Source organism: Pseudoalteromonas sp. C2R02, from assembly GCF_018860845.1.
In the GTDB taxonomy this organism is placed as follows: domain Bacteria; phylum Pseudomonadota; class Gammaproteobacteria; order Enterobacterales; family Alteromonadaceae; genus Pseudoalteromonas.
The window spans coordinates 147,611-170,471 of the sequence record NZ_JAHKQC010000041.1 but is presented as its reverse complement, the minus strand read 5'-3'; the positions used below and the strand labels follow the sequence as shown (position 1 = coordinate 170,471).

General features: G+C 35.3%; 18 protein-coding genes. 6 read left to right on the top strand and 12 right to left on the bottom strand.

The window, feature by feature from the left end; all coding sequences use genetic code 11:
- Window positions 1-104 precede the first annotated feature (104 nt).
- Both KO527_RS20180 and KO527_RS20175 read left to right on the top strand, forming a co-directional pair.
- On the top strand, window positions 105-1,424 hold the full coding sequence (locus KO527_RS20180; RefSeq protein WP_216042061.1) for a M20/M25/M40 family metallo-hydrolase: 1,320 nt from the start codon (window positions 105-107) through the stop codon (window positions 1,422-1,424).
- A gap of 102 nt (window positions 1,425-1,526) precedes the next feature.
- Window positions 1,527-2,348 carry an LEA type 2 family protein gene (locus tag KO527_RS20175; protein WP_216042060.1) on the top strand — a complete coding sequence of 274 codons (822 nt, stop codon included), beginning with the start codon at window positions 1,527-1,529 and terminating at the stop codon, window positions 2,346-2,348.
- A gap of 22 nt (window positions 2,349-2,370) precedes the next feature.
- Here KO527_RS20175 and KO527_RS20170 read toward each other — a convergent pair whose 3' ends face one another.
- The 3 genes from KO527_RS20170 to KO527_RS20160 form a co-directional block, all read right to left on the bottom strand.
- On the bottom strand, window positions 2,371-3,273 hold the full coding sequence (locus tag KO527_RS20170) for a polysaccharide deacetylase family protein (RefSeq protein ID WP_216042059.1): 903 nt from the start codon (window positions 3,271-3,273) through the stop codon (window positions 2,371-2,373).
- Between the two features lie 315 nt (window positions 3,274-3,588).
- Complete coding sequence (locus KO527_RS20165; RefSeq protein ID WP_216042058.1) at window positions 3,589-5,856, bottom strand: aminotransferase class V-fold PLP-dependent enzyme; 2,268 nt, start codon at window positions 5,854-5,856, stop codon at window positions 3,589-3,591.
- 360 nt (window positions 5,857-6,216) lie between these two features.
- Window positions 6,217-6,981 (bottom strand): CPBP family intramembrane glutamic endopeptidase, encoded by a 765-nt coding sequence (locus KO527_RS20160; protein WP_216042057.1) that lies wholly within the window; start codon window positions 6,979-6,981, stop codon window positions 6,217-6,219.
- A gap of 246 nt (window positions 6,982-7,227) precedes the next feature.
- On the opposite strand from KO527_RS20160, the gene KO527_RS20155 reads away from it, so the two are divergent.
- Together KO527_RS20155 and KO527_RS20150 are read left to right on the top strand one after the other, a co-directional pair.
- Window positions 7,228-7,743: a DUF2975 domain-containing protein gene (locus tag KO527_RS20155; protein WP_216042056.1), complete on the top strand. Its 516-nt coding sequence runs from the start codon at window positions 7,228-7,230 to the stop codon at window positions 7,741-7,743.
- Between the two features lie 18 nt (window positions 7,744-7,761).
- Window positions 7,762-7,977: a helix-turn-helix transcriptional regulator gene (locus KO527_RS20150; protein WP_216042055.1), complete on the top strand. Its 216-nt coding sequence runs from the start codon at window positions 7,762-7,764 to the stop codon at window positions 7,975-7,977.
- A 627-nt stretch (window positions 7,978-8,604) separates the two neighbouring features.
- Here the strand turns inward: KO527_RS20150 and KO527_RS20145 are convergent.
- Together KO527_RS20145 and KO527_RS20140 are read right to left on the bottom strand one after the other, a co-directional pair.
- Window positions 8,605-9,021 (bottom strand): lysozyme inhibitor LprI family protein, encoded by a 417-nt coding sequence (locus KO527_RS20145; RefSeq protein ID WP_216042054.1) that lies wholly within the window; start codon window positions 9,019-9,021, stop codon window positions 8,605-8,607.
- Between the two features lie 743 nt (window positions 9,022-9,764).
- A complete protein-coding gene (locus tag KO527_RS20140) occupies window positions 9,765-9,986 on the bottom strand; it encodes a hypothetical protein (protein WP_216042053.1) in 222 nt (73 codons plus the stop codon).
- 265 nt (window positions 9,987-10,251) lie between these two features.
- Between KO527_RS20140 and KO527_RS20135 the strand changes: the two genes are divergently transcribed.
- Both KO527_RS20135 and KO527_RS20130 read left to right on the top strand, forming a co-directional pair.
- On the top strand, window positions 10,252-11,286 hold the full coding sequence (locus KO527_RS20135; RefSeq protein ID WP_216042052.1) for a YjgN family protein: 1,035 nt from the start codon (window positions 10,252-10,254) through the stop codon (window positions 11,284-11,286).
- Between the two features lie 12 nt (window positions 11,287-11,298).
- Window positions 11,299-12,333: a M48 family metallopeptidase gene (locus tag KO527_RS20130; RefSeq protein ID WP_216042051.1), complete on the top strand. Its 1,035-nt coding sequence runs from the start codon at window positions 11,299-11,301 to the stop codon at window positions 12,331-12,333.
- Window positions 12,334-12,401: 68 nt separating this feature from the next.
- Here KO527_RS20130 and KO527_RS20125 read toward each other — a convergent pair whose 3' ends face one another.
- The 7 genes from KO527_RS20125 to KO527_RS20095 all read right to left on the bottom strand — a co-directional run bounded on the left by KO527_RS20125 (window position 12,402) and on the right by KO527_RS20095 (window position 22,639).
- Window positions 12,402-12,623 carry a hypothetical protein gene (locus KO527_RS20125; RefSeq protein WP_216042050.1) on the bottom strand — a complete coding sequence of 74 codons (222 nt, stop codon included), beginning with the start codon at window positions 12,621-12,623 and terminating at the stop codon, window positions 12,402-12,404.
- Window positions 12,624-12,755: 132 nt separating this feature from the next.
- Complete coding sequence (locus tag KO527_RS20120) at window positions 12,756-13,493, bottom strand: response regulator transcription factor (protein ID WP_216042049.1); 738 nt, start codon at window positions 13,491-13,493, stop codon at window positions 12,756-12,758.
- Entirely contained in the window at window positions 13,487-14,581 is a 1,095-nt protein-coding gene (locus KO527_RS20115) for a histidine kinase (protein ID WP_216042048.1), read from the bottom strand. Before KO527_RS20115 ends, KO527_RS20120 begins: the two co-directional genes overlap by 7 nt.
- A 39-nt stretch (window positions 14,582-14,620) precedes the next feature.
- The gene (locus KO527_RS20110; protein WP_216042047.1) at window positions 14,621-16,495 is read right to left on the bottom strand and encodes a serine hydrolase domain-containing protein; all 1,875 of its coding nucleotides are present in this window, start codon (window positions 16,493-16,495) and stop codon (window positions 14,621-14,623) included.
- A 226-nt stretch (window positions 16,496-16,721) separates the two neighbouring features.
- A complete protein-coding gene (locus KO527_RS20105) occupies window positions 16,722-17,972 on the bottom strand; it encodes a S41 family peptidase (RefSeq protein WP_216042046.1) in 1,251 nt (416 codons plus the stop codon).
- Between the two features lie 517 nt (window positions 17,973-18,489).
- Window positions 18,490-19,785: a metallophosphoesterase gene (locus tag KO527_RS20100; protein ID WP_216042045.1), complete on the bottom strand. Its 1,296-nt coding sequence runs from the start codon at window positions 19,783-19,785 to the stop codon at window positions 18,490-18,492.
- A 61-nt stretch (window positions 19,786-19,846) separates the two neighbouring features.
- Entirely contained in the window at window positions 19,847-22,639 is a 2,793-nt protein-coding gene (locus tag KO527_RS20095; protein WP_216042044.1) for a TonB-dependent receptor, read from the bottom strand.
- Window positions 22,640-22,861: the final 222 nt, after the last annotated feature.

The window sequence follows — 22,861 nt, the reverse complement described above, 5'->3', positions numbered from 1 at the left end:
TCGACATCTCATGCTATAAGAGCAATTATGGTTTTCACTAATTAATTGAAATTAACTCTCTTTTAATAGATATTAAAACCACTCTCAATTTATGCCTGATATCTATGTTTAAAATAAAAAAAATACCAACGCTGCTCTTTTTAGCAACATCATTTATAGCAAATACACATGCAAATACAAAGCTCGATCACAATGAAAAAAACATAGTTAAACAGGCTGAATTAGCCATTCCACAAGCACTAAAAGAAATTGAACAAGCCGTTAATATCAATAGTGGTTCAATGAATATTGAAGGTGTAAAGCAAGTTGGCGAATTGGCCAAACAACAGTTATCTGATATTGGCTTTGATGTACAGTGGTTAGATGGCAGCGAATTTAATCGCGCAGGCCATATTTTAGCAACCCATAATAGTAAAAAACCTAATGCACTTAAAGTTTTAATGATCGGTCATTTAGATACCGTATTTGCCAAAAATGATGACTTTCAAAAATTTAAAATGTTAAGTGATACGCAAGCCGCAGGGCCAGGTGTAGCCGATATGAAAGGCGGCAATACAATTATCATTTCAGCAATGCGTATTTTAAAAAAGCTTAATTTACTCGATAATATCAGTATAAAAGTGCTATTAACAGGCGATGAAGAAAGCAGTGGTCGACCTTTATCTTTATCTAAAAAAGCCATAGTAGATGCTGCAATTTGGGCTGATATTGCATTAGGTTTTGAAAATGGTGATAACAATATTAATACTGGAATGGCTGCTCGTAGAGGCTATACCGGCTGGACTTTAAATGTAGCAGGTAAACCAGCACATTCGTCACAAATATTTAATGAAGAAATCGGCTACGGATCAATTTATGAGACAGCCCGAATTTTAGAAGCTTTTCGAACGCAATTAGAGCAAGAAGAAAACCTTACATTTAACCCAGGCATCATTATTGGTGGCACCAATATTGACTACGATAATTCAAAATCTAGCGGCTCTGCATTTGGTAAAAGTAATGTGATTGCGCAAACAACTAAAGTAAGAGGCGATTTAAGAGCGTTATCAAATAAGCAGCTGAAACAAGCCAAGCAAACGATGCAAAATATCGTTAAAAACAACTTAAACCATACAAGCGCAGAACTTATTTTTGAAGCGGGTTATCCGCCTATGGCACTCACACAAGGCAACTTAGACTTATTAGCGCAATATAGCCAAGTCAGCCAAAATTTAGGTTATAACCCAGTTAAACCAGCTAACCCTAGAAAAGCAGGCGCTGCCGATATTTCATTTGCAGCAGAACATGTTGATATGGCATTAGATGGTTTAGGACTAATGGGTTCAGGAGCCCATACTAAAAATGAAATTGCTGATTTAACCACTTTAAATAAAAATATCGAAAAAACAGCAATATTGATTTATCGCTTATCGCAACAAAAATAAGCGATTGTAATTATCACACAAAATCCAAACTACTTTAGGAGACAATATTCAGTTTACCTGGCTTGGTATATACTTAGCCTAATTTCAATTAGGCTTTATTTTATGATGACTCAATCACATTTTTTTCACAATTCTCAACGCCTAGTATTAGCCGTGGGCATTTTATCACTCACTTCATGTGCCACTTTAGAGCAACAAATAAAACAACATGTGCAACAACCAAAAATTAGTTATAAAAAAATTGCTTTAGGTGAAGTAAATAAAAATGGTATTAGCTTAATGCCCACTTTTACGATTACTAACCCCAATTTATACGCAGTACCGGTTCAATCGGTAAGTTATCAGCTTGAGCTAAACAGCAAACAAATAGTTTCAGGTTCAACCAATCAAATTGGCACATTAAATCCTAACTCACCAAAAGATGTAACTTTAGATTTAAACCTTAAAAATCAGTCGTTAAAAACCTTACAAACGGCTTTATTTAAAGATAAACAGATTAATTATTCTATTAAAGGTAATGTGAACGTAATGGGGTTTGCAATTCCTTTTAGTCAGTCAGCTAACTTGTATATACCAGATATATCAGTTAACAAATTGACAATTAAAAAGGCGAATATTAATGCAGTCACTTTAATGGCAAGCTTTAACATTAATAATAAAAACGACTTTGTATTACCTTTAGATAAAGTTAATTATTCACTCTCAACGGGTAATAAGTCATTACTGAATGGCGCTTTAAATAACCAAAAAATTACCCAAGGTAAAAATCAAATTAATGTACCTTTAACTTTAAAAACCAACCAATTAGTTAGCAATGTATTGAGTTTATTAAAAAACCCGAACTTGCCACTGACAATCAAAGTAGATAGCCCGCTATTTAACTACAGTACAACACAAAGCTTAAATTTAGCGAGCTTGTTATAAATATTTGCTAGCTGTTAAAAGTTTATTTAAAGACCTTTTTTTGAGCTAGCAAAGCATCCAATTTATCTGTGCTTTCCCACTTACCAACCATAGTTTTAGCTGCAACACCTTTTGAATTGGCAATTGCAGCAACTCGACCTTGACCATTAAATAACACATCAGGTAATTCTTTGGCGATAGGATCTGTATAGGCTTGCTGTGCAGAAATAATCTCCCACCCTTTACTTTTTAAATGTGCAATTAAATCACCCACAAATAGTGCCGTAATATCGTTTTCATGTAATAGCAAAACATGTTTAGGTGAACGCCCTAATGCTTTAATTGCTATTTCGTCATAAAACGCAATGCCATCGGCCAATGTTGTTATATAAACTTGTTTAAGCGCTTCATAGTCTATCGCTTTTTGCTTGTTTAAAGCTTGTTGCAACTTGCTATTTAGATACCATTCGTAGTTATCTATGGTTACATAGCCTTGTTGATAACCAGACGCTTGTAAATGCGCTCTAATTTGATCTCGCTTCTGGACTGTATTTCCATGATGTAAGTACGGAAAACGATAAAATGGTAAAAAGCTCGCCTTGTTTTCAAGTATGTTATGCGCTTGATTAAAGTCTTTAATAAAAGTATCAACATCATTTTTATTCGCTGAAATATGCGCATGGCTATGATTAGCTAAATGAAACCCAGCATCGGTATAGGTTTTTAAACGGCTTTGAGATTCTGGCGTGATATGTTTTGTAGTAATAAAAAACAAGGCATCTTGTACACCTGATTTTTGTAGGCTGTTGATAATTTTATTGGTGCGCTGTTCACCAGTAAATAATGCTGAATCCGGCATAGGTGCATCATCAAAAGTAATGGCGATTTTTTTTGCTTGACTAGAAAAACTTAAAAAGAGGGTAAGTAGCGCTATTTTTATTTTCATGTATTTGGTTTTTAAGCGAATGTTAAAGCCAGTGTACAGTGACTAAGATAAAAAACCAGATATTAGGAACAATCATATCAATTCCAATAAATCTGTGACTAATCGAAATGGTTTAAAAATACTATCGTTATATTGCTTATATAGATGCAGAAACTTAAGTTTAATCTGAAAGTATAAACATGCGTTCTCGAGAATTTATCTTAGATCGCAAACTTAATAGCATTGGTATGATTTAAATGTGTTTTTCACTTTATTAACCGATCATCATATTCAGGGTTAATAAAGTGAGATTGAATCAATAAGTAATCCAGCTATTTAGTTATTTAAAGCATAACCGCCTTTTAAATGACCTACGTTTTTATAGCCTAAACGTGCTAATGCCTGCGCTGCAATATGTGAGCGGCTGCCACTGCGACATACTAATACTAGTTGCTCAGACTTATCTTGATGTGCACCAATAAAATCAACTAAACGCGTAAGTGGTACGTTTATACCAAATTTTTGCGCATGCCCTAATGCATATTCATGAGGTTCTCTAATATCAATCAGCGTCATATCATCTGATTGTGACATAGCATCAGATAAAGTTTGCGAGTTATAATCAGTAACAGGTTTTGTATTGCAAGACTCTACAAACGCGCCACACATGATTTCACTGCCCGTTTCATCATTAATATTAGTATCTAGTGCTGTTTTTTCTGTTACAAAATCAGCAACTGCAATCTCTTTATTAATCACGCGAGACAATAAGCAGTTACGATCCATCTCTGCCGCTATGGTGGTCACAAATTCATTATGATAATCATGGCTAGCACATAATAAACTGTCAGTGCCTACTATGCTGTGTAATCGCTGAATGCTTTGTAGCATTTGCTCTGAGCTGCTTGTTGAAAAGTTAGTGCGACCTAAGCTGCCCATTAAAATCATATCGCCACAGAATACATATTCTATTTTAAGTTCGTTATTTACTTCAGAGCATAAAATTAAGCTGATGCTATCATCGGTATGACCTGGCGTTGCTACTTTTACTAAGTATTTTTCGCCCACTTTGATCATAGGGTAGCTTTGACCATTTAATATTTTAACATCACAGTTAACAGGCCAACCTAAAAAGTCAGTTGCTTGAGTTAAGTCTAAGTTATTAACTAATTGACCACGGTCAGATATATGATCAGCATGGCCATGGGTATCTATAACAGCTGTTAACGTTAAGTTTTGACAATTTAATACGGTAGATAATCTTTCTGTGATTTCTGCAAGTGGATCAATTACTACAGCAGACTTTGTTGCTTGATCTACATATAACCAAGTACAGCTGCCACCAACTTTAAATTGCACTAAACCTGCAAGATCTGCACGCGGATTTAAATCATTTGAATCTAAAGTTAAACAACTTTGACCTAAAGCTTGAGCCGACTGAATAATACGCTCACACGCCATATCAATTTGATCTTGCGTCATAGCAGGGCCAAACGACATACGGATCGCCGACTCACTTTGCCATGCAGGTAAACCCATAGCATCTAATACAAAACTACGTGTTACTTTAGAGCTACATGCAGAGCCTGAGCTCACACGAATATTAGCCGCATCAAATAAATCCATGATTTCTTTAGAGCTAAAACCTGGAATCGCAAAGTTTAATGTTGTTGGCACACTATTTTTAAAGCTGTGGTTAAATACCACTTCAGGGAAAGACTGTTTAAGTGCCGCAGTTAATTGCGCTCTAAATTTATGAAGCTGTTCAACATTAGTAAAAGATTCATCGTTAGTTGATAACAACATATCAAAAATCACATTCAATGCCGCTAAGCCCGGTAAGTTTTCAGTACCAGAACGTAAACCACCTTCTTGACCGCCACCAGCAATAAATGGTGTAAAAGGTGCATTTTCACGAATATAAACAAAACCAATACCTTTAGGGCCATATAATTTATGACCACTAAAAGGGGCATAATCAATACTCGTATTGGCTAAATCTAAAGACGTTTTACCAAGTGCTTGAACACAATCAACCATCCAGTAAATACCCGCGTTATTATCACGAATTACTTTTTCTAAACGCGCTAAATCTTGATATACGCCCGTTTCGTTATTTACTGCCATAGTACAAATCATTAAAGCATTGGGTACTTCATTAGCAATAAACTCTAAATCTAAATCGCCATCACGATTAACCGGAATCGCTTTTACTTCAGCATTAATTTCAAGAATATTATTCCAATGTTTTAACGATTCTGGCACCGCTTTATGCTCAGTTGCGCCATATAAAATCGTGTACTTTTTACCAGCTTGCATTTGCGACTTAGCACTGTAAAGCCCAGATAAAATACCTGTTTGGATACCTTCAGTCGCACCACTGGTAAAAATAACCGAACCATTACCCGAACCTAAAACCTGTTTAGCCTTATCACGTGCATTATCCATAATCTGCTTCGCTTGCAGACCAGAAATATGGCTACTACTTGGATTACCAAACATCGTTTCCATAGTCGTTAAAGCCGCAGCTGCAGCTTGTGGCAATACCGGCGTCGTTGCATTTGCATCAAGATAAATTTGGCTTAAAGAATTTTGGGCAGTCATATACAGGCTCTTTATATGGATTCAATCAAATATAACAAAATGATATAAGTAATTACACATAGCTATATTAACAAGATAACATCACGATTCAAGCTTTAATTTTTGTTCAAATTGAGCAAAATCAAAACAAGCCATATAAAACAGGTGTATAGAGGTTTTTTAAAAACAATAAAAATTGATGGTATTTTGAGCTTTTTAAGAGTAACTTAAAAGAAAGATAATCGTAGAATCAAAGCTTCCCTAATAATTATTTAATCATCTGTGCCAGATAACCTTCAAAGCGCCATCATATCCTAATAATATGATGAAGCTTTAAAGTTAAAAATATGAGTCTGTAATTTTATTCACTTTAATTAATGATTATCCAGCCCCAGTTGAACCTAAATACATCATAGTAATACCAACCGTATTAGCTAGTCCATGAGAGATCATGAGCGGTAATAAACGACGCTTACAAAATACATAAATCATGCCAGAAAAAATACCGATAACCGTCATTGCGACTAACCCCTGAATGCCTTGATAGTACATATGCTGCTGACCAAAAATAAGAGCTTGTGCTAAAATTGCCAACCCAATTGCAAAAGGTAATCGGCTGAAAACTTTCTCAAAACGTGAAATCATAAAGCCTCTAAACAATAACTCTTCAGTAAAAGCACCTATAACCCAAGAGATCACTAGCCAATAAAGGTAAACAGGGAAGTTTCCAGGTACATTGTCAAACCGACCAGCCATGAATGCTTCAGCTTGTTCATCTACTCCTGATCCTGGGATGATTAAAGATCCAGCAAGTCCTCCAGCTAAATTACCTAGAACCGTTGTTACTATCAATGCAACGAGTACCCATAGTGACAATTTAAGCCAGCTAGTATCGTGTTTAAAGCCAATAGACTTCCAAGTTTCATTGTTACGTTTAAGGCACCAAGTGGCAACTCCTAGGCTTGCCAATAATGATATTGGACCAGCGAAAGTCCACATAGCTGTAAATTGTAGTAAAAACCATTTCAAGCTAAATAAAGTCCCAAGAGTCAAAATTAAATCCAAACTGACAGTTCGAATTTGTGATGATTCAGCTTCTTCAAATGATGCAGGTATAACAGAATCTATTTGTGTTTTTTGTTGCATATTTACTTAATCCTTTTGCTAATTAATCTTTACTTTAACTATTTTAATATTGAGCGAATTTTATTTGGCTTATGCTCGACACGAGTTCAGAAACCAAAAGCAGCACATATTTAAAGTAACTTCTCTGCTTTTAAATTATAGTAATACAGACATTAATTATTGTAAAACGATAATTATATATTTTTATACAATCAAAAGTTTCTGCCTGATATAATTACTATAAATTTAAGCAGGGAAAGTTTTACAATGAATACAAATATGCAGAAACTGATGAAGATCAGTCTATTTTTTAGAGCCTTGGTGTTAATTGGATCCGCCAGCATGCTTTTTTTTCTGGTTTATGAATACGTTGTCAATGACGAGTTACGACGTGCAGCTAGCACATATTTTTACGAACTTTGGGACTATCCAGATGCAAATAAAGGAATACTCCTTGGATTGCAACTACCCAGATTAGTTACGCTTTTTGTTGGTTTTTATTGGTTACAACGTTTATTAGGGCATTTTCAATTGGGTCAGTTCTTTGGTAATGAGGCGATGCGTTGTTATCTCTGGCTTATATGGTTGAAAGTGCTAGATATCGTATTAAAAATAACTCAAGAATTAGCAACTGCTATATATCACAATCAATTTTTTGAACACACACGTATATCTGTCGACCTCGACATCAGTAATATCACCACCATATTACTGATGTTACTTATTGTTTATTTGCTCAAAGCAGCCCGAGAAATCGAAGCCGAAAATAAAGAGTTCATCTAATTTAGCGGAGTTTTAGTTATGGAAATAATAGTTAATTTGGATGTAATGATGGCTATTCGTAAAGTCAGTTCGAAAGAACTCGCCAAGGGGATAGGGATCACTGAAGCCAATCTGTCTCTACTTAAAAGGGGTAAAGTGAAAGGCGTTCGATTCGAAACCCTAGCCAGTATTTGTCAATATCTAGACTGCCAGCCTGGAGATATTTTAGCCTTTAATAAAACTAAAGATGCTTAGAACTTGCTAAAACGATATGGCTCAAGATTTAATGAACGGTCCACTTAGTGATGCTATTCATTTAAGAGATGACTTTACTTTATCACTGAGCCAACGGAGATCAACAGGGTCAGGTCTTGCATCGTGTACAAATATCAGATTAAACACCAACTCCCCTTTTAATCACACCTGAAAAGTTTTAATTGATGCGCAATAGCAAACAGGATGTTTGCTAAGTCATACTTGCTACATGGGCGTAGCTTTCATGGCGCTTGCGTTCACATCAATTTAAAGTTTGAAGATCAGTGTGCCAATTATTTATAAAAGCAGGGGCGACTTTTTGTTATGAAATACGCCCTGTATTTCACCCTACGGGCCAGCTAAAGCTGTTCAAATTTATTCCCGATAAATTTGTAGTTCGTTCTTTTTGGCCCTCTTGGTTTATAAAAACTAAAAAGAGTAAAAGAATGAACAAAAAACCGAGTTGAACTCAGATTTAAACCCAAACTCATAATTTATAGCTGCACCATGCGCGGCTAAAGCCCATTCTATAGGGTCAGGTCTTGCATCGTGCACAAAGCTCAAAAATTGACTCCCTCTCCCCTTAAATTACACCTAAAAATTTTTAACATAGGAACAGTGTAACTCTTATTTATTACTTAAAATCCATTGTAAATAGCTAATACGTTCATTAACTTTTGTTTCATAACAAAAATTAATTATAGAGTTATACCCACTTCCCCCCTCCGATTCTAAGGTTTCCATTACACAGCTAGATTTCATGTAAAGACCCCAGTCCTCTTGAGACTTTTTAATTTTATCGCTTACTGACAAAGCTCCCTCTTTAGAGTCAGACAGAATCATATTAAAGAGTGAGTTCATTTTGTCTTTTGCCAACTTTAAGCTTTTACTCCCGCACTCATCCATTTCTGGCTCAGTCTTTTCTTCAAAGCAATTCATACTTTGATAAACAGAATGAACCTCATAATAATCGGCTTCTCTCTTAATATGACTCGCCGCCAATAAGATGCTTGGAACCATAGAAATGATTAAAATGTAGCGCATTAAAACCTCTAATTGTTATTATTTAAAAAATACCCCTATAAAATTTGATATAGGCCCTATAGATAGCTTTTCTTCAATATAGGGGATACTTAGCAATTAATTGTACCCAAAAATACAAACCTATTGCTATGCTGATTTTTTAAAACCTATGGGATCAAGTCTTGCATTTTGCACAATTATCAAATTTGACTCCCTACCCTTTAAATCACACCTGAAAAGTTTTAATTGATGAGCAATCTGAAAACAAGATGTTTGCTAAGTCATGCTTGGTACATGGGCGTAGCTTTCATGACGTTTGCGTTCACATCAATTTAAAGTTTGAAGAATAGTGAGCCAATTATTTATAAAAGCAGGGGCGAATTTTTGTTATGAAATACGTCCTGTATTTCACCCTAAGGGCCAGCTAAAGCTGTTCAAATTTATTCCCGATAAATTTGTGGTTCGTTCTTTTTGGTCTTTGTTTTAGAAGGGAGTAAAAGAATGAACAAAAAATCAAGCTAAATTCAGGTTTGAACCCAAACTCACAATTTATTACAGCACATTTCGCGGCTAAAGCCCCGCCTACCAAAATAACTATGAGACAAGACTTAAGGTAATAATAGGAACTTCAGCGTAAATCCACACAAGATTCCCGATAAAACACCTCGGGAATGACGGATGAAAGTTATTACGTAAAACAAAGAACTGAACTCCACCACAAATATCAAACAACACCATTGGGGCTAAAGCCAAGCCTACATTAATTACGAATTCTCACCATCTACAACTGAAACCTGAACCGTACCTACATTTTCAATATCTACATTTAAATCTTTAGTACCAAAAGCAACTGATGCACCTAATAATGAACGTGCAATACCATCTAAAATTTGCTCTGGGCTCAAATCCAATTCATCACATTTAGTTGAAATTACATCCATTAACTCTTGTGATTGCACATCACTAATACTGCTTTCTTGTGTCAAAATTTAACCCTCATTAATTATTATATTGATACTGATATTTAGCATTAAAGTAATTCTACACATTCACTGTAATCGGTGCTAATTTAACTGGTTTTTAAATGCCATTCGCGGCTAAAGCCAGCTCCTACACCTTACCCTATAACCACATTTTAAAACGTCATGTGTAATATTTCGTTATTGTACCTGTAACAAAATATGTATATTATTTACCGCTTACTTCACATCTGTTGAAGTAAGATTAAAACAATAACATCAAGGAAATAAGATGAACACAGAAGTGCCAGAGAACGCATCTATAACACACGGTGCTGATGCACCAAAACAAACTAGCATTCTAAATTTTGAGTTCCGTGGAGACGGAATGGAATATTTCAAAATTTGGATTGTGAATATATTATTAACCATAGTCACTTTAGGTATTTATTCAGCTTGGGCTACGGTAAGAAATAATCGTTACTTTTATTCAAATCTATATTTAGAAAATACTAACTTTCGCTATCTAGCAGATCCGATCACCATATTAAAAGGTCGAATTATCGCAATAGTCGCTTTTATTGCTTACTATGTTGCAAGTATTTATGCCCCTATCGTTGGAGTGATGATTGCCATAGCACTCGTGTTTGCCATTCCTTATTTTGTGAATCAATCAGTGGCATTTACTAACAGAATGTCGGCATATAAAAACATACAATTTCGCTTTAAAGGCTCTTATGGCGAAGCCTTTATGGTGATTTATATTTGGCCATTATTAGGTATTTTAACTTTAGGTATTTTATACCCTTTAGCGATCCTTAAAGCCAATGAGTACTTTGTAAGAAATAGCGCATACGGTACAACTAAGTTTGATTTTAAAGCGACTTATAAAGACTACGGCATGATCTTTTTAACTATGATAGGCATTGCACTAGCAATTGGTATTCCTATGGGGTTACTCACTTATTTAGTACCAGCTTTTGCAATGATTTCTCCTGTTGTTATCTTTGCTGTTTATTTTGGTTTATTTGTTTACTTTATGGTGTCTATGACTAATGTATTTTACGCAAGCTTAAGTTTAGTAGAACATAAATTTGATGCAAAACTAACAGTAACAGGGCAAACCAAAGTTATTTTAATCAACTTATTCTTTACCATTATCACTCTGGGCTTATACCTACCTGCAGCAAAAGTAAGAATGACTAAATATATCTGTTCATGTATTACAATGCATGCGCAAGGTAGTTTAGACACCTTTACAGCTGCCGAGAAAGAAAATGTCAGCGCATTAGGTGAAGAAATGGGTCAAGTATTTGATTTTGCTTAAGCAAGGAACACCATGTTAATAGACGGAATCTATTTAGATGGTAAAACCTCTAAACGCCATAATGCGCGTTTAGAGGTGATTAATGACCATAAACTCATACATATTCATTTGACTGATCAACAGCAATCACTGTGTTTTGAATTTAATCAATGCAATATAGAATCTCGCTTAGGCAATACACCTAGAGAAATCGCTTTTACTGATGCGCAATTATTTATCACTGATAATAATGACAATGTTGATACTTTTTCTCAATGGCAGCATAGTAGCAATAACAAATCATTGTTATATCGCTTAGAAAATAACTTGCCGATGATATCGGTATTTACGCTTGCCACGATTGTTTTTTTATATAGCGCTATTGTTTATGGGATCCCATCAGCAGCAAAAGTAATCGCGCATAATGCCCCTAGCTTTACTTCAGATAAGTTTTTTTCTAGCTTAGATGTGCTAGACAATACCGTATTTGAACCTTCTGAATTATCGATGGATAAACAGCAAGAAATTAGAGCATTAGCCTCACCGTATTTAGCACTGCATTCAGATTTAACACCTAAACTTGAATTTAGATCTGGCATGCAAGCAAATGCACTGGCTTTACCTAACGGTGTTATCGTGTTCACTGATGAGTTTGTTAAGTTGGCACAATCTGATGATCAATTAGTTGCTGTTTTGTTTCACGAATTAGGTCACTTGAAACATAAACACATGACGCAAAGAATATTACAAGATGCCATGATCACACTTATGGTAGTGTTTATCACTGGTGATGTTGAGACTTTTGATTTAATTACAGGTTTGCCTACTTTAATTTTAGATATGGCTTACTCAAGGGAATTTGAGATTGAAGCAGATAATTACGCACTACAGCAGCTCGATAAACATAATATTCCATTGCAAAGCTTTGTATCAATTATGAGAAATTTAGAAAGTTATTATCAAGCAGGTGATGATTCGCAATCAGGTTCGTTCACTGATTTTCTATCAACTCATCCAAGCACCGAGCAAAGAGTTAAATTAGCAGAGCAGTTTAAATCCGCATTATAATTTATCAATCAAACTAAATACAAAAGGCGCTTTATCGCGCCTTTTTATATCATTTAAATTCAATGTCATTATGAATCTTCACCATCAACAACAGACACCTGAACCATACCAACATTTTCAATATCGACTTTTAAATCTTTCGTGCCAAAAGCAACTGATGCACCTAATAAAGAACGGGCAATACCATCTAAAACCTGTTCTGGGCTCAAATCTAACTCATCACATTTAGTTGAAATAACATCCATTAACTCTTGTGATTGAACATCACTAATACTGCTATCTTGTGCCAAAATTTCACCCTTAACTTAGATTTACTGTGTCAGTTTAAATAGTTTTATATATTAGCTATAAATACATATAATTAGAATGCTTTTTTTAAGTATAAAATTTTGGCAAGATAGTTAAGTAAATAACATAAAATATCAAAAACCTAATCGAGTTTTTAGCACTTGTAAATTACGCCTTGAAATAGAAATTGGCGTAATGTGATTTAATTCAATTTCGCAGGTATCTCCTATTCCTAAATCAGTTTGCGTAACAGAATTTAAATTAACAATTTGCTGGCGATTTGCTTGTAAAAAATCACTTTCAGGCAATCGATTTAAAATATTCACTAAGGGCTTTTTAATGTAGGCATTTTTTTTACCAAAAAAAACGCGCGTATAGTTTTTACAACTTTCAAAATAATCTATATCAGCCAATGGTACTAAATGACAATACTCACCATCTTTAATAAAGACTTTACTGGTCATGGTAAGCTTTATTTCTGGCTCAACTTCTTTAGGCGTTACATGTTCAGTATCTTGGTTGGATTGTGCTGTTAATTTAGCAACAGCATCGCTTAGTCGAGTTTTACTGATAGGTTTAAGCAAGTAATCAACAACATTATAATCAAAAGATCGCAATGCATGTTCATTATAGGCCGTAGTAAAAATCACTTTAGGCGAATAATTTAATTTCTCAAGTAAATCAAACCCACTTTCTCCTGGCATATGTATATCTAAAAATAATACCTCGGGTTGCTTACTTTCTATTAGCGCTAGGGCACTGGCCACATTATCAGCATCACCTATCACATTTATTTCATCATAGGCCGCTAATAAGCGAATTAAACCATGGCGCGCTAAACGCGAATCTTCTATTACGGCAGCATTTAACATCGACTTTCCTTAGGTAGCTCCAGAGTTGCAATAAATAACTTGTCTTTAACTTGAGTATTAAAAGAGGCTTTATTGCCATAAAGTAAATGCAAACGGTCTCGAATATTGGCAAGCCCTATTTGCATGCTCGAAACCGATACATCATTTTTTGTGGGTAATGTATTAGCTAAACTCAAAGTCAGTGTATTATCTGTTTGGCTTGAAGTGAGTTTAATTGTGCCTGCGGTTGTCGAACTTTCTACACCATATTTAACCGCGTTCTCAACTAATAATTGCAGCATCATAGGTGGGATCATTAAGTTGTGGCTATTGTTAGGTACTTCGTTAATAAAGTTAAGTTTATCTTCATATTGCACCTTAATAAGTTGCATATATTTATTAAGCATTGCTAACTCATCATTTAAAGAAACTTTGTTGGATTGCGAAATTTCTAATGCATAACGCAGTAATTCAGACAAATTCACCATCATATCATCAGCCATATCAACTGATTCGGCAATCATAAAGCGTATATTATTGAGTGAGTTAAACAAAAAATGAGGATTAAGTTGCGTATTTAAATTTTCTAATTGTGCCGATTTTAACGAATTAGCTAACTCTAAGCTTTTCATTTTTGCAGATAAGGCATGCCTTTGATGAGTAATACTGGTGTAAATAAAAATCCATGAACACATAAACAATTGTGTTTGTAACGATTGTTTAAGCATAAAAGCTGTTGAGAAGGCTGATAGTAATTGTGTATCTTTGCCAATATAAGTTTGATAAATAGGATTAAAATAAGGCACAAAATAACAAATGATAATAATCACGCTGGTGATCAAAATCGAAAGCAAAGTACCAGCAAATAACAAGCTTGGGATTTGCTTTCGATATTCAATTTGATACCAAGAAAATGTATTAAATGTATACCTAAATACCAAAGCAAATAAGGTAAACAATCCCATAAACAAACAAGATACCTTTAAAATGTTGTGATTGATTTGACCATCACTCATTGACGTAATTAGGTCTATGCCAATCACGATAAATAAGGCACAGCAATGATAAATCCAAAAGGTAAAATCGCGCGGAAAAAACTTTATTTTCATAATTTTATTATGGGCACTTAACGTGCCCTATTCTTATAATTAAGCTGATAATTGAATCGCAAAAAGTTGATAACTCATTAAATATACTGCGAATAGTGTATGGGCCATTACTATACTGCTCAGATAAAAACGATGAAAGCCTTTCTCTAGTTTTTTAAATTGCTTGCAACATAACCAAACAGTTAACATTACCAATACAGGATAAAATGTCGTTGTGAGCAGCAAGATAGGGTCTATCCAAACTAAATTCTTAAATAAAATTGACTCATCAACCAATAAAATAGGTAACACAGCGGCCAATATTAGGGCAGTACAAATAAATATCAATAAACGCGGTAATGATAATGCCGCTTTTAGCTTATGACGAACTTGCATTACTAAACACGTTAGTACTGAATAAAACACATAAAAAACGCTAGTTAAAATCAGTATCATACTCAATGCTAAAGCAGCAGCTTTAGAATAAAACACCCATGCAGCTGTTTTTTGATACACATCTGAGTGACGCAATAAAACTTCTCCTGAAATGGGGTCATTGGCTAATGTAACTTGTGCCAACCCTTTTGAGCTATACAATACAGCGCTATTATCTTGTTGATGATAGGCCAGTTGGTATCCACCTAATAACCAAGTAAATGTCAGCCCTTTATCAAAAATATTCACCTTAACGGCACTTGTAAAATAGTCTGTGATATTGCTTAAGCTCATAGTTGAATTTATTTTTGTATAAATACCACTTGTCTTGCTAAAAACAGGATTAAGTAATTGCGGTGTTTTTTTAGCGATTATGCTCTTTTCAATTAAGTGATCGGCAATTACAGATTTTATTTCATTAAAAGCGGCTCCAGATACTTTAGATAAAGCAAAGGCAAAACCTGATTGTGTTTTTGGGTTGTATCTAATCGCACTAATCGCACCTGGAATACCACCATTGTGACCATAAAATAACTGACCTTTAATACTATCTTTTGCATGAGCAAAACCTTGAAACGTTGTTAACCCATTAGCAAAACCTAACTCTGATTCAATTCTCTGCATACGCTCAACTGATTTAGCTGTTAAAATTTGGCTTTGCTCTGGGTGTAAAAATAAATTGATAAACTTAGCCATATCTTCCATTGAAGCAGTTAAAGCAGATGCCGGGCGCGTGGCAATATGTTCAAAACCCACTTCAAGTCCATTGTTAAAATGCGGAGTCACACCAAAGGAGCTCCAGTTATCCGGTTTTAAAATAGCGCTATTATTCATACCTAAAGGCTTAAATATATGCGTATCAACATAGTCTGAAAATGTCATGCCTGATACAACTTCAACAATACGTGCAGCAACAGTTGGTCCTGTATTACTGTAAGCTGAACGCGTTCCAGGTACCCAACGACTCACACGACTTTGTGGATAAATCTCAAGTACACTTTTTAATGACAACGCATCATCTTTTAATATTTGTTGCTCTGCAGGATGACTATCCCAACCAGTTGTATGTTCTAGTAAATGCATTATTTTTACTGGATTAGTTTGGTGCCATGGGTTTTCAAATTGAATACCTGGTGCGATATCTTTTAAATTATCTGTTAAAACCAATTTACCTTGTTCTTGCAGTTGTAATATTGCAATGCCAGGAAGTAACTTGGTGATTGAGCCAAATCTAAAAAGGTGTTTACCGGTAACCTGCTCTTGATGTGCTTTATTAGCAATACCAGATGCATATACTTTGGCTGGTTTATTTGCCTCAATAATTGTGACACCTAAGGCTGGCACACCGTACTTTTCTCGTATCGAAGTGATTTTTTGTTCTAATGTATCGACGTTGTTAACTTGCTGAACGTTGCTAGCTGAGCTGATAAATGAAGTCATCAACACCATAAGCGTCAAACACACTGATTGAATTTTCTTAGATTTATTAAATAGATTCATAGAGTTCCCCTTTTTTTAGCTATTTTAGGGAAGTCAAAATTAATTCAGTAAAAAAGATGCCGACTTGAGGATATCAGAATTAAACGGTTGTAAATTCAATTAAACGGTTTTAAGCAAGGTCGTGATCATAAAATCTATTCACGATTTAACTTGATTAACCCTAAGATGACTAATCAATTCAAATCTAACGCTAGACGCCAAGAGGCGCCTATTGCTAAAAAAATCTTTATTGCTTGTTGCCTTTGCGAATAACTTCTAATGCTTTATTCAGGGCAGGATCAGTACCATCAACACCCCAATCTGCTGGGATAACCGCAATATTTGCCTCAAAGTCTTCACGATAAGTACCATCCACATGAAATAATCTTTCAAAACCTAGGTATAAAACACTGTTACTCTCGCCTAAGTTCATGCTTTTAATGCCACCCAATAAATCAGCAACGGGCGCACCTATTATTGCTCTAGCACCAAGCGCATCAAATCCAATCATCATGCCTTCACCTATACTACCTGTCCACCGCCCAGCTAAAACCACAAAAGGTTTACTATAAAAAGGTGTGTTAGGTTTAGCAAAAGCTTGCTGCATTTGAGCTTCTTGAAACATCACTCCATTTTCTTGTAATTGATATAATTGATAAGCTGTTTTTTGTTTAACAAAATGACCTAAAATTGGCTCCGCAACACCTGTATTACCGCCACTAGGTATATTTCTCAAATCTATAATCAATGCTTCTGTATCAATGAGGTTTTCGATTGCTTCTTTAAAAGCAGTTACGGTATCGGAATTACCTAACGAATTGTTAAAACGAATATAGCCGACTTCCTTTATACTTTTATAAGATAATACAGGCGCTTGTTTTGCAAGGTTAATCGCTTCATAAGTAGCGGCGAGTTCGAATCTTTTTTTGTTAGTACCTTGCAGCACTATCAGTGTTCTAGCCTGATTTCTTAAACCTCCTAACGCGATATTTAAACCCCACTCTTTTTGTTTAATTGATAAATTAGCGAAATCGCCTCCAAATACTTGGTTAATTGCCTCATCTACGGGTAAACCACCAACAGAGATAATGACATCATTAACTTGTAGCTGTGATTTATATGCAGCACTATTCAACTTGATATCTTCAACCAAATATTTCCCTGCTTGGTATACAGCCCAAATATCAGAACCAGTTGGCGTTACACTATAATCTTTTTCATCCATAGGCCCCATAGCTAAATGTGGGTCACGGTAATAGCGTAAGAAAATTTGAATAACGTCAATAAATTCTCTTTCATTTTTAGCTGCTAATCCTTTCTCTTTATATCGAGCCAATAATTTTGCTGTATCGACACCAGTACTATTTTGGTAAGCGTAATTCTGAGTAAAATTGTGCGTAAATTCTTGCCATGCAGACTCTGTATCAAACTCTTTTTGGTTGGCAGAGCTGGCAGGTAAAGTGACTACCAATAAAAATAATATTATTATACTTCTCATTTTATTCCTTTAATGATGTTAACCCTAAATAGTGGATTGATTTAACTGTCGCTACAGTTTTAAATAGAATAAAGAATAAAATTAACCTAGTAAACAACGCCTTACCTCCTCTCCTTATTTATTCAAACCGTTAATCACAATAAACCTCTTGAGCCTCTGTTTTTCTTTAGTCTTGCTGCCAACTAAACATATGATAAAAAATAATTTAATGGTATCTGTTATTACATATCTGAAAAAGTTTATATGTTAGTCGGTTAGGTACCAATATCCTGCAAGGAAGTTACAACTTTCAAATAGCCTTAGAGCAAAGAACTGGCTTAAATAGCGCTACGAGATATAACACCCAAGTTGATTTTTTTAACAATAGAATGCGTCTTATCTTTACAGATGTTGCTGAATATCAATCACTTGGTTTGAATTTTCAAAGGAGTTTCTAGCTAAAAGGTTTATGAATAAAAAACTAAAACTGGTTAACTCTATTACAAGTTAACCAGTTTTCCCCTTCATATGAGGTTAACTATTGAGTTCTATGCTCAAAACTAAAACTTTGTTCTGTAACAAGCTTGCCGCTACCATCTGTTGGTGTAGTATAAAATTCAACATTAAGCTCATCTTTGCTGTTATCTAAGTTGATATGAGCAAAACCCCATACAAAACTTTTAGACCAAACTAGATCATATTCTGGGTAGTTACGCTCTTGGAATTCAGCAAATGGTGTATGTTTACCACGCATTTTAGATGCTGCCCCACTGATGATTAAGGGTAATTTTTTACCTGACTCATTTATATATTTAGAGCAATCATCAGTTAATAATTCTAAGTCATGCTCGTGACCTGCAATATAAGCGTCTGCATTTTCACATAATGACGGCATTAATAACTTACGTAATACATGACCTTCGCTATATTTAGTACCGCCAATCGACCAAAGAATATGATGTCCGTAAACTAACTTCCATTTAGCTGTTGAGTTTTCTAAGCCTTCAGCTAACCATTTTAACTGTTTAGTATCTTCGCCTTTTGCAGGTTTTTCATGTGGTTCATGCTCTTCAAGTTCTGCCGTGCCATCTTTTAACGCAATATGATCTGGTTTTTCACTGCCATCAGGATTAAGCGGTACTTCGTAAAAAGTTTGCCCCGATAACAGCATATTGGTATCTAATACAAAAAACTCTACATCGTTACCCGGCTCACCCATTTTGTAGCTGTAATAACCATTGGCATCTAAATGAAAATTAGGTTGCTCTGCCATCCATTTGGTTTGTAAGGCAACTCCTTTACGAGATGTCTTCCAATCATGATTACCTAATGCAGAATATACAATTAACTCTGGCTGCTGTTCAAACAAAGGCTTTAATGGAGCTAAAATAAGATCATTCATGCGCTTTTGATCATCTTTACCATCATCTGCTGCTGCACCATCTGGGTAAATATTATCCCCTAGCTGAATACCAAATTCACATGCTTTAGTTTTACATAAACTTGCCATAGCAGTACCAACAGCCAGAGCACCACCTTTCTCTGTGGCTATTTGGGTATTTGGATACACATAAATAGGTGCATGATCAAATTCAGACATAGGACGATAATCTTCTTGCCAGTCTTCACGTTCTTTTTCTATAAATTGCGCTTTATTTCTAGGGTTTTTAATATGCTTAGTTTTAGGATAATCCACATGATAACCACCATCACCAAAAGCTAAAAAATTAATATCTTTAGCTGCATCAGTTTGTTTATTAGCAGGTTCATTGTTTGAGCAAGCTGAGAGAGCTAAACATAAGCTCGCTGTCAGTAATGTAATTTTTGCAGTCATAATATTTTCTCAATAACAAAATAACCCTATGGCTAATATAACCATAGGGTAAATTCAAAACTTAAAATGATTTAATGGTAAAACCTAACTGGAATGAGCGACCGTATTGCTCATATTGATAGTTATTTTGTGTTTCACCGTGGTATAAATAATAAGGCTCATCGGTAATATTGATGGCATTAAACGATACTTGCATGCTGGTATTTAAATTATATTTCAGGCTGAAATCTAACTGATTATGTGCCGCCTCATATACAGCTGCATCGGCTTCATAAAAACGGAAACTTTCACTTTTATGGGTTGCTGTTAAGCGCGCGCTCATTGCATTGTTTTCATAACCTATCATTAAGTTACCAACGGTATCTGATTGCGCTGGTAGCTGTGAATCAGCATCTATAAATGTGCCATTTAAACCTAATAATAATCCGTTATTAAAGGTTTTAGTCCAAGCCAGCTCCACACCCGATAACTTAGCATCTCCGCCGTTAACCATTTGTATTACTTCGTCGTATCCATCCCATTGACCATTATCATGCACATCTCTTTGCTCAATAAAGTTAGCAATGTTTTTATAAAATAATCCAGCTGATAATACACCTACCTCATCAGGGTAATATTCAATAGAAAAATCTAAGTTGGATGACTCATATGGGTCTAAATCTGGATTACCAACTACTGCTTTTCGCTCAGTTGATACTTGATTGCCATCTTGTGTGCTTTCACTCTCTATTAATTGATATGCAGCAGAATCACCAAAAGTGGGCCTGGCGATTGTATTGGTATAAGCAAAACGTGTTACTAAGTTATCTTTAAATTCATAACGTACATTTAAACTAGGCAATAAGTGGTCATAATCTTTTTCGACATGCCATGCTTCAATGTTTACCGTTTCAGAATCGGTTGTTTCATCAATGATTAAATCAACTTTATTACCACTGGTTGAGAACGCAGTATTTTCGTACCTCACGCCCGCTACGATATGCCAGTCTTCAATATCCATAGTGACCATGCCGTAGGCTGCAAAAACATCTTCAGTGCTTATGTAGCTTTCGCCTTTAGTTATGATGTCCGATTCATTTTGATTAATATCAAAACTTGATTTGTTCATCATTACAAAGTCATGCAAACCATCTTCATCTAGGCCTTGACCAAATTCACCTAATGCATACTCAGGTGCAGGTGTTGCAAATTCATCAGCTGTCACATCACCAAAACCACCATCATAAACTGTTGCATCTACAGCATTTGTCTTTTCACGGCTGCGATATTTAGCGCCAAACTTAAATTCACCATAGTGATCATCAAAAGTAAAATAGCGCTTAATATCAAAACGAGAACTGATCTCTTCATCTTCACTTAAACTGTCAGAATAAGACACTTCATCCATCGCAAAGTTAGTTAAGTCTTGAGAATCAGCAGAATGCGTTAACTGTGGTGTTTTACCATTGCTACTGTAACCTAAATCAAAACCTTCGCCATTAAAGTCGGTATCAATACGTCCATCTTCGGTTTCGCTCGATTTTGAATAACCAACGCTGTACTCAAATGCCCAATCATCAAATTCATTTTCGCCACCAGCTACAAGAGAGAGGATTTCTTGTACTTGAATACGGTCTTTAGTATCTCTATCCATTTGCGCATCAGTATATTGCGCTGGAGAATCGGTTACTGAACTTGCATCTACTTGGCCTTTATCAAACTTGTATTCGTTTCTTAATCTAAATTCATCATCAGAGAAATCACTATATAAAGTACGTAAGTAATACTTATCAGTTGTACTTGTACGTAAATCAAAATTTAACGCAGCACCTAAACGCTCTCGTGAAATTTCATATGCTCGTTGTTCAATTTCTTCTGCACCAAATATTTCAATGTCTTCACCCGTTTGTGAATCTTCAACTTCAATGGTGCTCCAGCCAGCGTCAGTTTCCATATTGTGTGAACCAAAATCACGCTTAAACCAAGATAACGCACTTGCTACACCTAGCTCTGCACCTGATTTTAATTCAAACTTATCGGTAAAACTGCCCGAAATTTTTGGACTAGTTTTTGACACCAATTCATTGTGTGACGCTTCAGTTGAAAAGCTATAACTTTGCTCCTCACGGTCAAATGCACTTAAACTTTTAACTTCTATCGAGCCACCTACAGCGTTGGCATCCATATCCGGAGTAACAGATTTACTCACTTCTAGGCTTTGAATTAACTCACTTGGAATAACATCCAATGCAACACTTCTGACACCTGCCTCAGGAGATGGCACATTTACACCATTTATGCTGACATTATTTAAATTAGGGTCGATACCTCGTACCCCTACAAAGCGCCCTTCTCCTTGGTCTTTTTGAATAAACAGACCTGGTAAGCGCTGAAGCGCTTCCGCTGCATTTTGGTCTGGAAACTGACCGATTGCATCTGCACTGACAACCGATTTTAAATTTTCTGCATTTTTTTGTTGGCTTAACGCGCTGGCTTGCCCTGCAATTTGGCCATAAACAATAATATTTTCGATGCCATTACTTGCATTGCCAATCACATAATTTTGACTTGAATCTACGCCATCGCTTATTGTTATTTGTTTTTCTACAGGTGCGATACCTATGTAGTGAATTTGTAAGGTATAAGTACCTTGTTTAACATTAGGGAACCTAAACGAACCATCACGTTCAGACACAGTTGATAAATTAAGTTCTTTTATTTTAATCTGTGCGCCATCAAAATATACCGACTGACTTTGGTCGGTAATACGACCTTCAAGATTGCTATCAGCTAAGGCTGATAATGAAATTAAACTAGTACAGGCAAATACGATACTTTTCTTCATTAAACTAAATGATTGTTTGGATCGGTTCATGAGTTTCTCAATGTTAGTTGCGTTCTATTGGTGACGGTTCTTGCTTGGGCAACAAACTAATCGCTATTCATGACAAAAATATTTCAGTTATTTTTCTTAACAATCAAATACCTTTAAAAAGATATTATTTGGCACTCATTTAGCAACAAATGAGCTTTTTTGACCCCTCTAAACTTTATAAATACATCGCTATTTCAAAAAAATCGCCCATTACAATTTTTT

Bases quoted from the DNA above. Each gene is read 5' to 3' on its own strand.
- KO527_RS20180 (WP_216042061.1), top strand. From the start codon at position 105: ATGTTTAAAATAAAAAAAATACCAACGCTGCTCTTTTTAGCAACATCA.
- KO527_RS20175 (WP_216042060.1), top strand. From the start codon at position 1,527: ATGATGACTCAATCACATTTTTTTCACAATTCTCAACGCCTAGTATTA.
- KO527_RS20170 (WP_216042059.1), bottom strand. From the start codon at position 3,273: ATGAAAATAAAAATAGCGCTACTTACCCTCTTTTTAAGTTTTTCTAGT.
- KO527_RS20165 (WP_216042058.1), bottom strand. From the start codon at position 5,856: ATGACTGCCCAAAATTCTTTAAGCCAAATTTATCTTGATGCAAATGCA.
- KO527_RS20160 (WP_216042057.1), bottom strand. From the start codon at position 6,981: ATGCAACAAAAAACACAAATAGATTCTGTTATACCTGCATCATTTGAA.
- KO527_RS20155 (WP_216042056.1), top strand. From the start codon at position 7,228: ATGAATACAAATATGCAGAAACTGATGAAGATCAGTCTATTTTTTAGA.
- KO527_RS20150 (WP_216042055.1), top strand. From the start codon at position 7,762: ATGGAAATAATAGTTAATTTGGATGTAATGATGGCTATTCGTAAAGTC.
- KO527_RS20145 (WP_216042054.1), bottom strand. From the start codon at position 9,021: ATGCGCTACATTTTAATCATTTCTATGGTTCCAAGCATCTTATTGGCG.
- KO527_RS20135 (WP_216042052.1), top strand. From the start codon at position 10,252: ATGAACACAGAAGTGCCAGAGAACGCATCTATAACACACGGTGCTGAT.
- KO527_RS20130 (WP_216042051.1), top strand. From the start codon at position 11,299: ATGTTAATAGACGGAATCTATTTAGATGGTAAAACCTCTAAACGCCAT.
- KO527_RS20120 (WP_216042049.1), bottom strand. From the start codon at position 13,493: ATGTTAAATGCTGCCGTAATAGAAGATTCGCGTTTAGCGCGCCATGGT.
- KO527_RS20115 (WP_216042048.1), bottom strand. From the start codon at position 14,581: ATGAAAATAAAGTTTTTTCCGCGCGATTTTACCTTTTGGATTTATCAT.
- KO527_RS20110 (WP_216042047.1), bottom strand. From the start codon at position 16,495: ATGAATCTATTTAATAAATCTAAGAAAATTCAATCAGTGTGTTTGACG.
- KO527_RS20105 (WP_216042046.1), bottom strand. From the start codon at position 17,972: ATGAGAAGTATAATAATATTATTTTTATTGGTAGTCACTTTACCTGCC.
- KO527_RS20100 (WP_216042045.1), bottom strand. From the start codon at position 19,785: ATGACTGCAAAAATTACATTACTGACAGCGAGCTTATGTTTAGCTCTC.
- KO527_RS20095 (WP_216042044.1), bottom strand. From the start codon at position 22,639: ATGAACCGATCCAAACAATCATTTAGTTTAATGAAGAAAAGTATCGTA.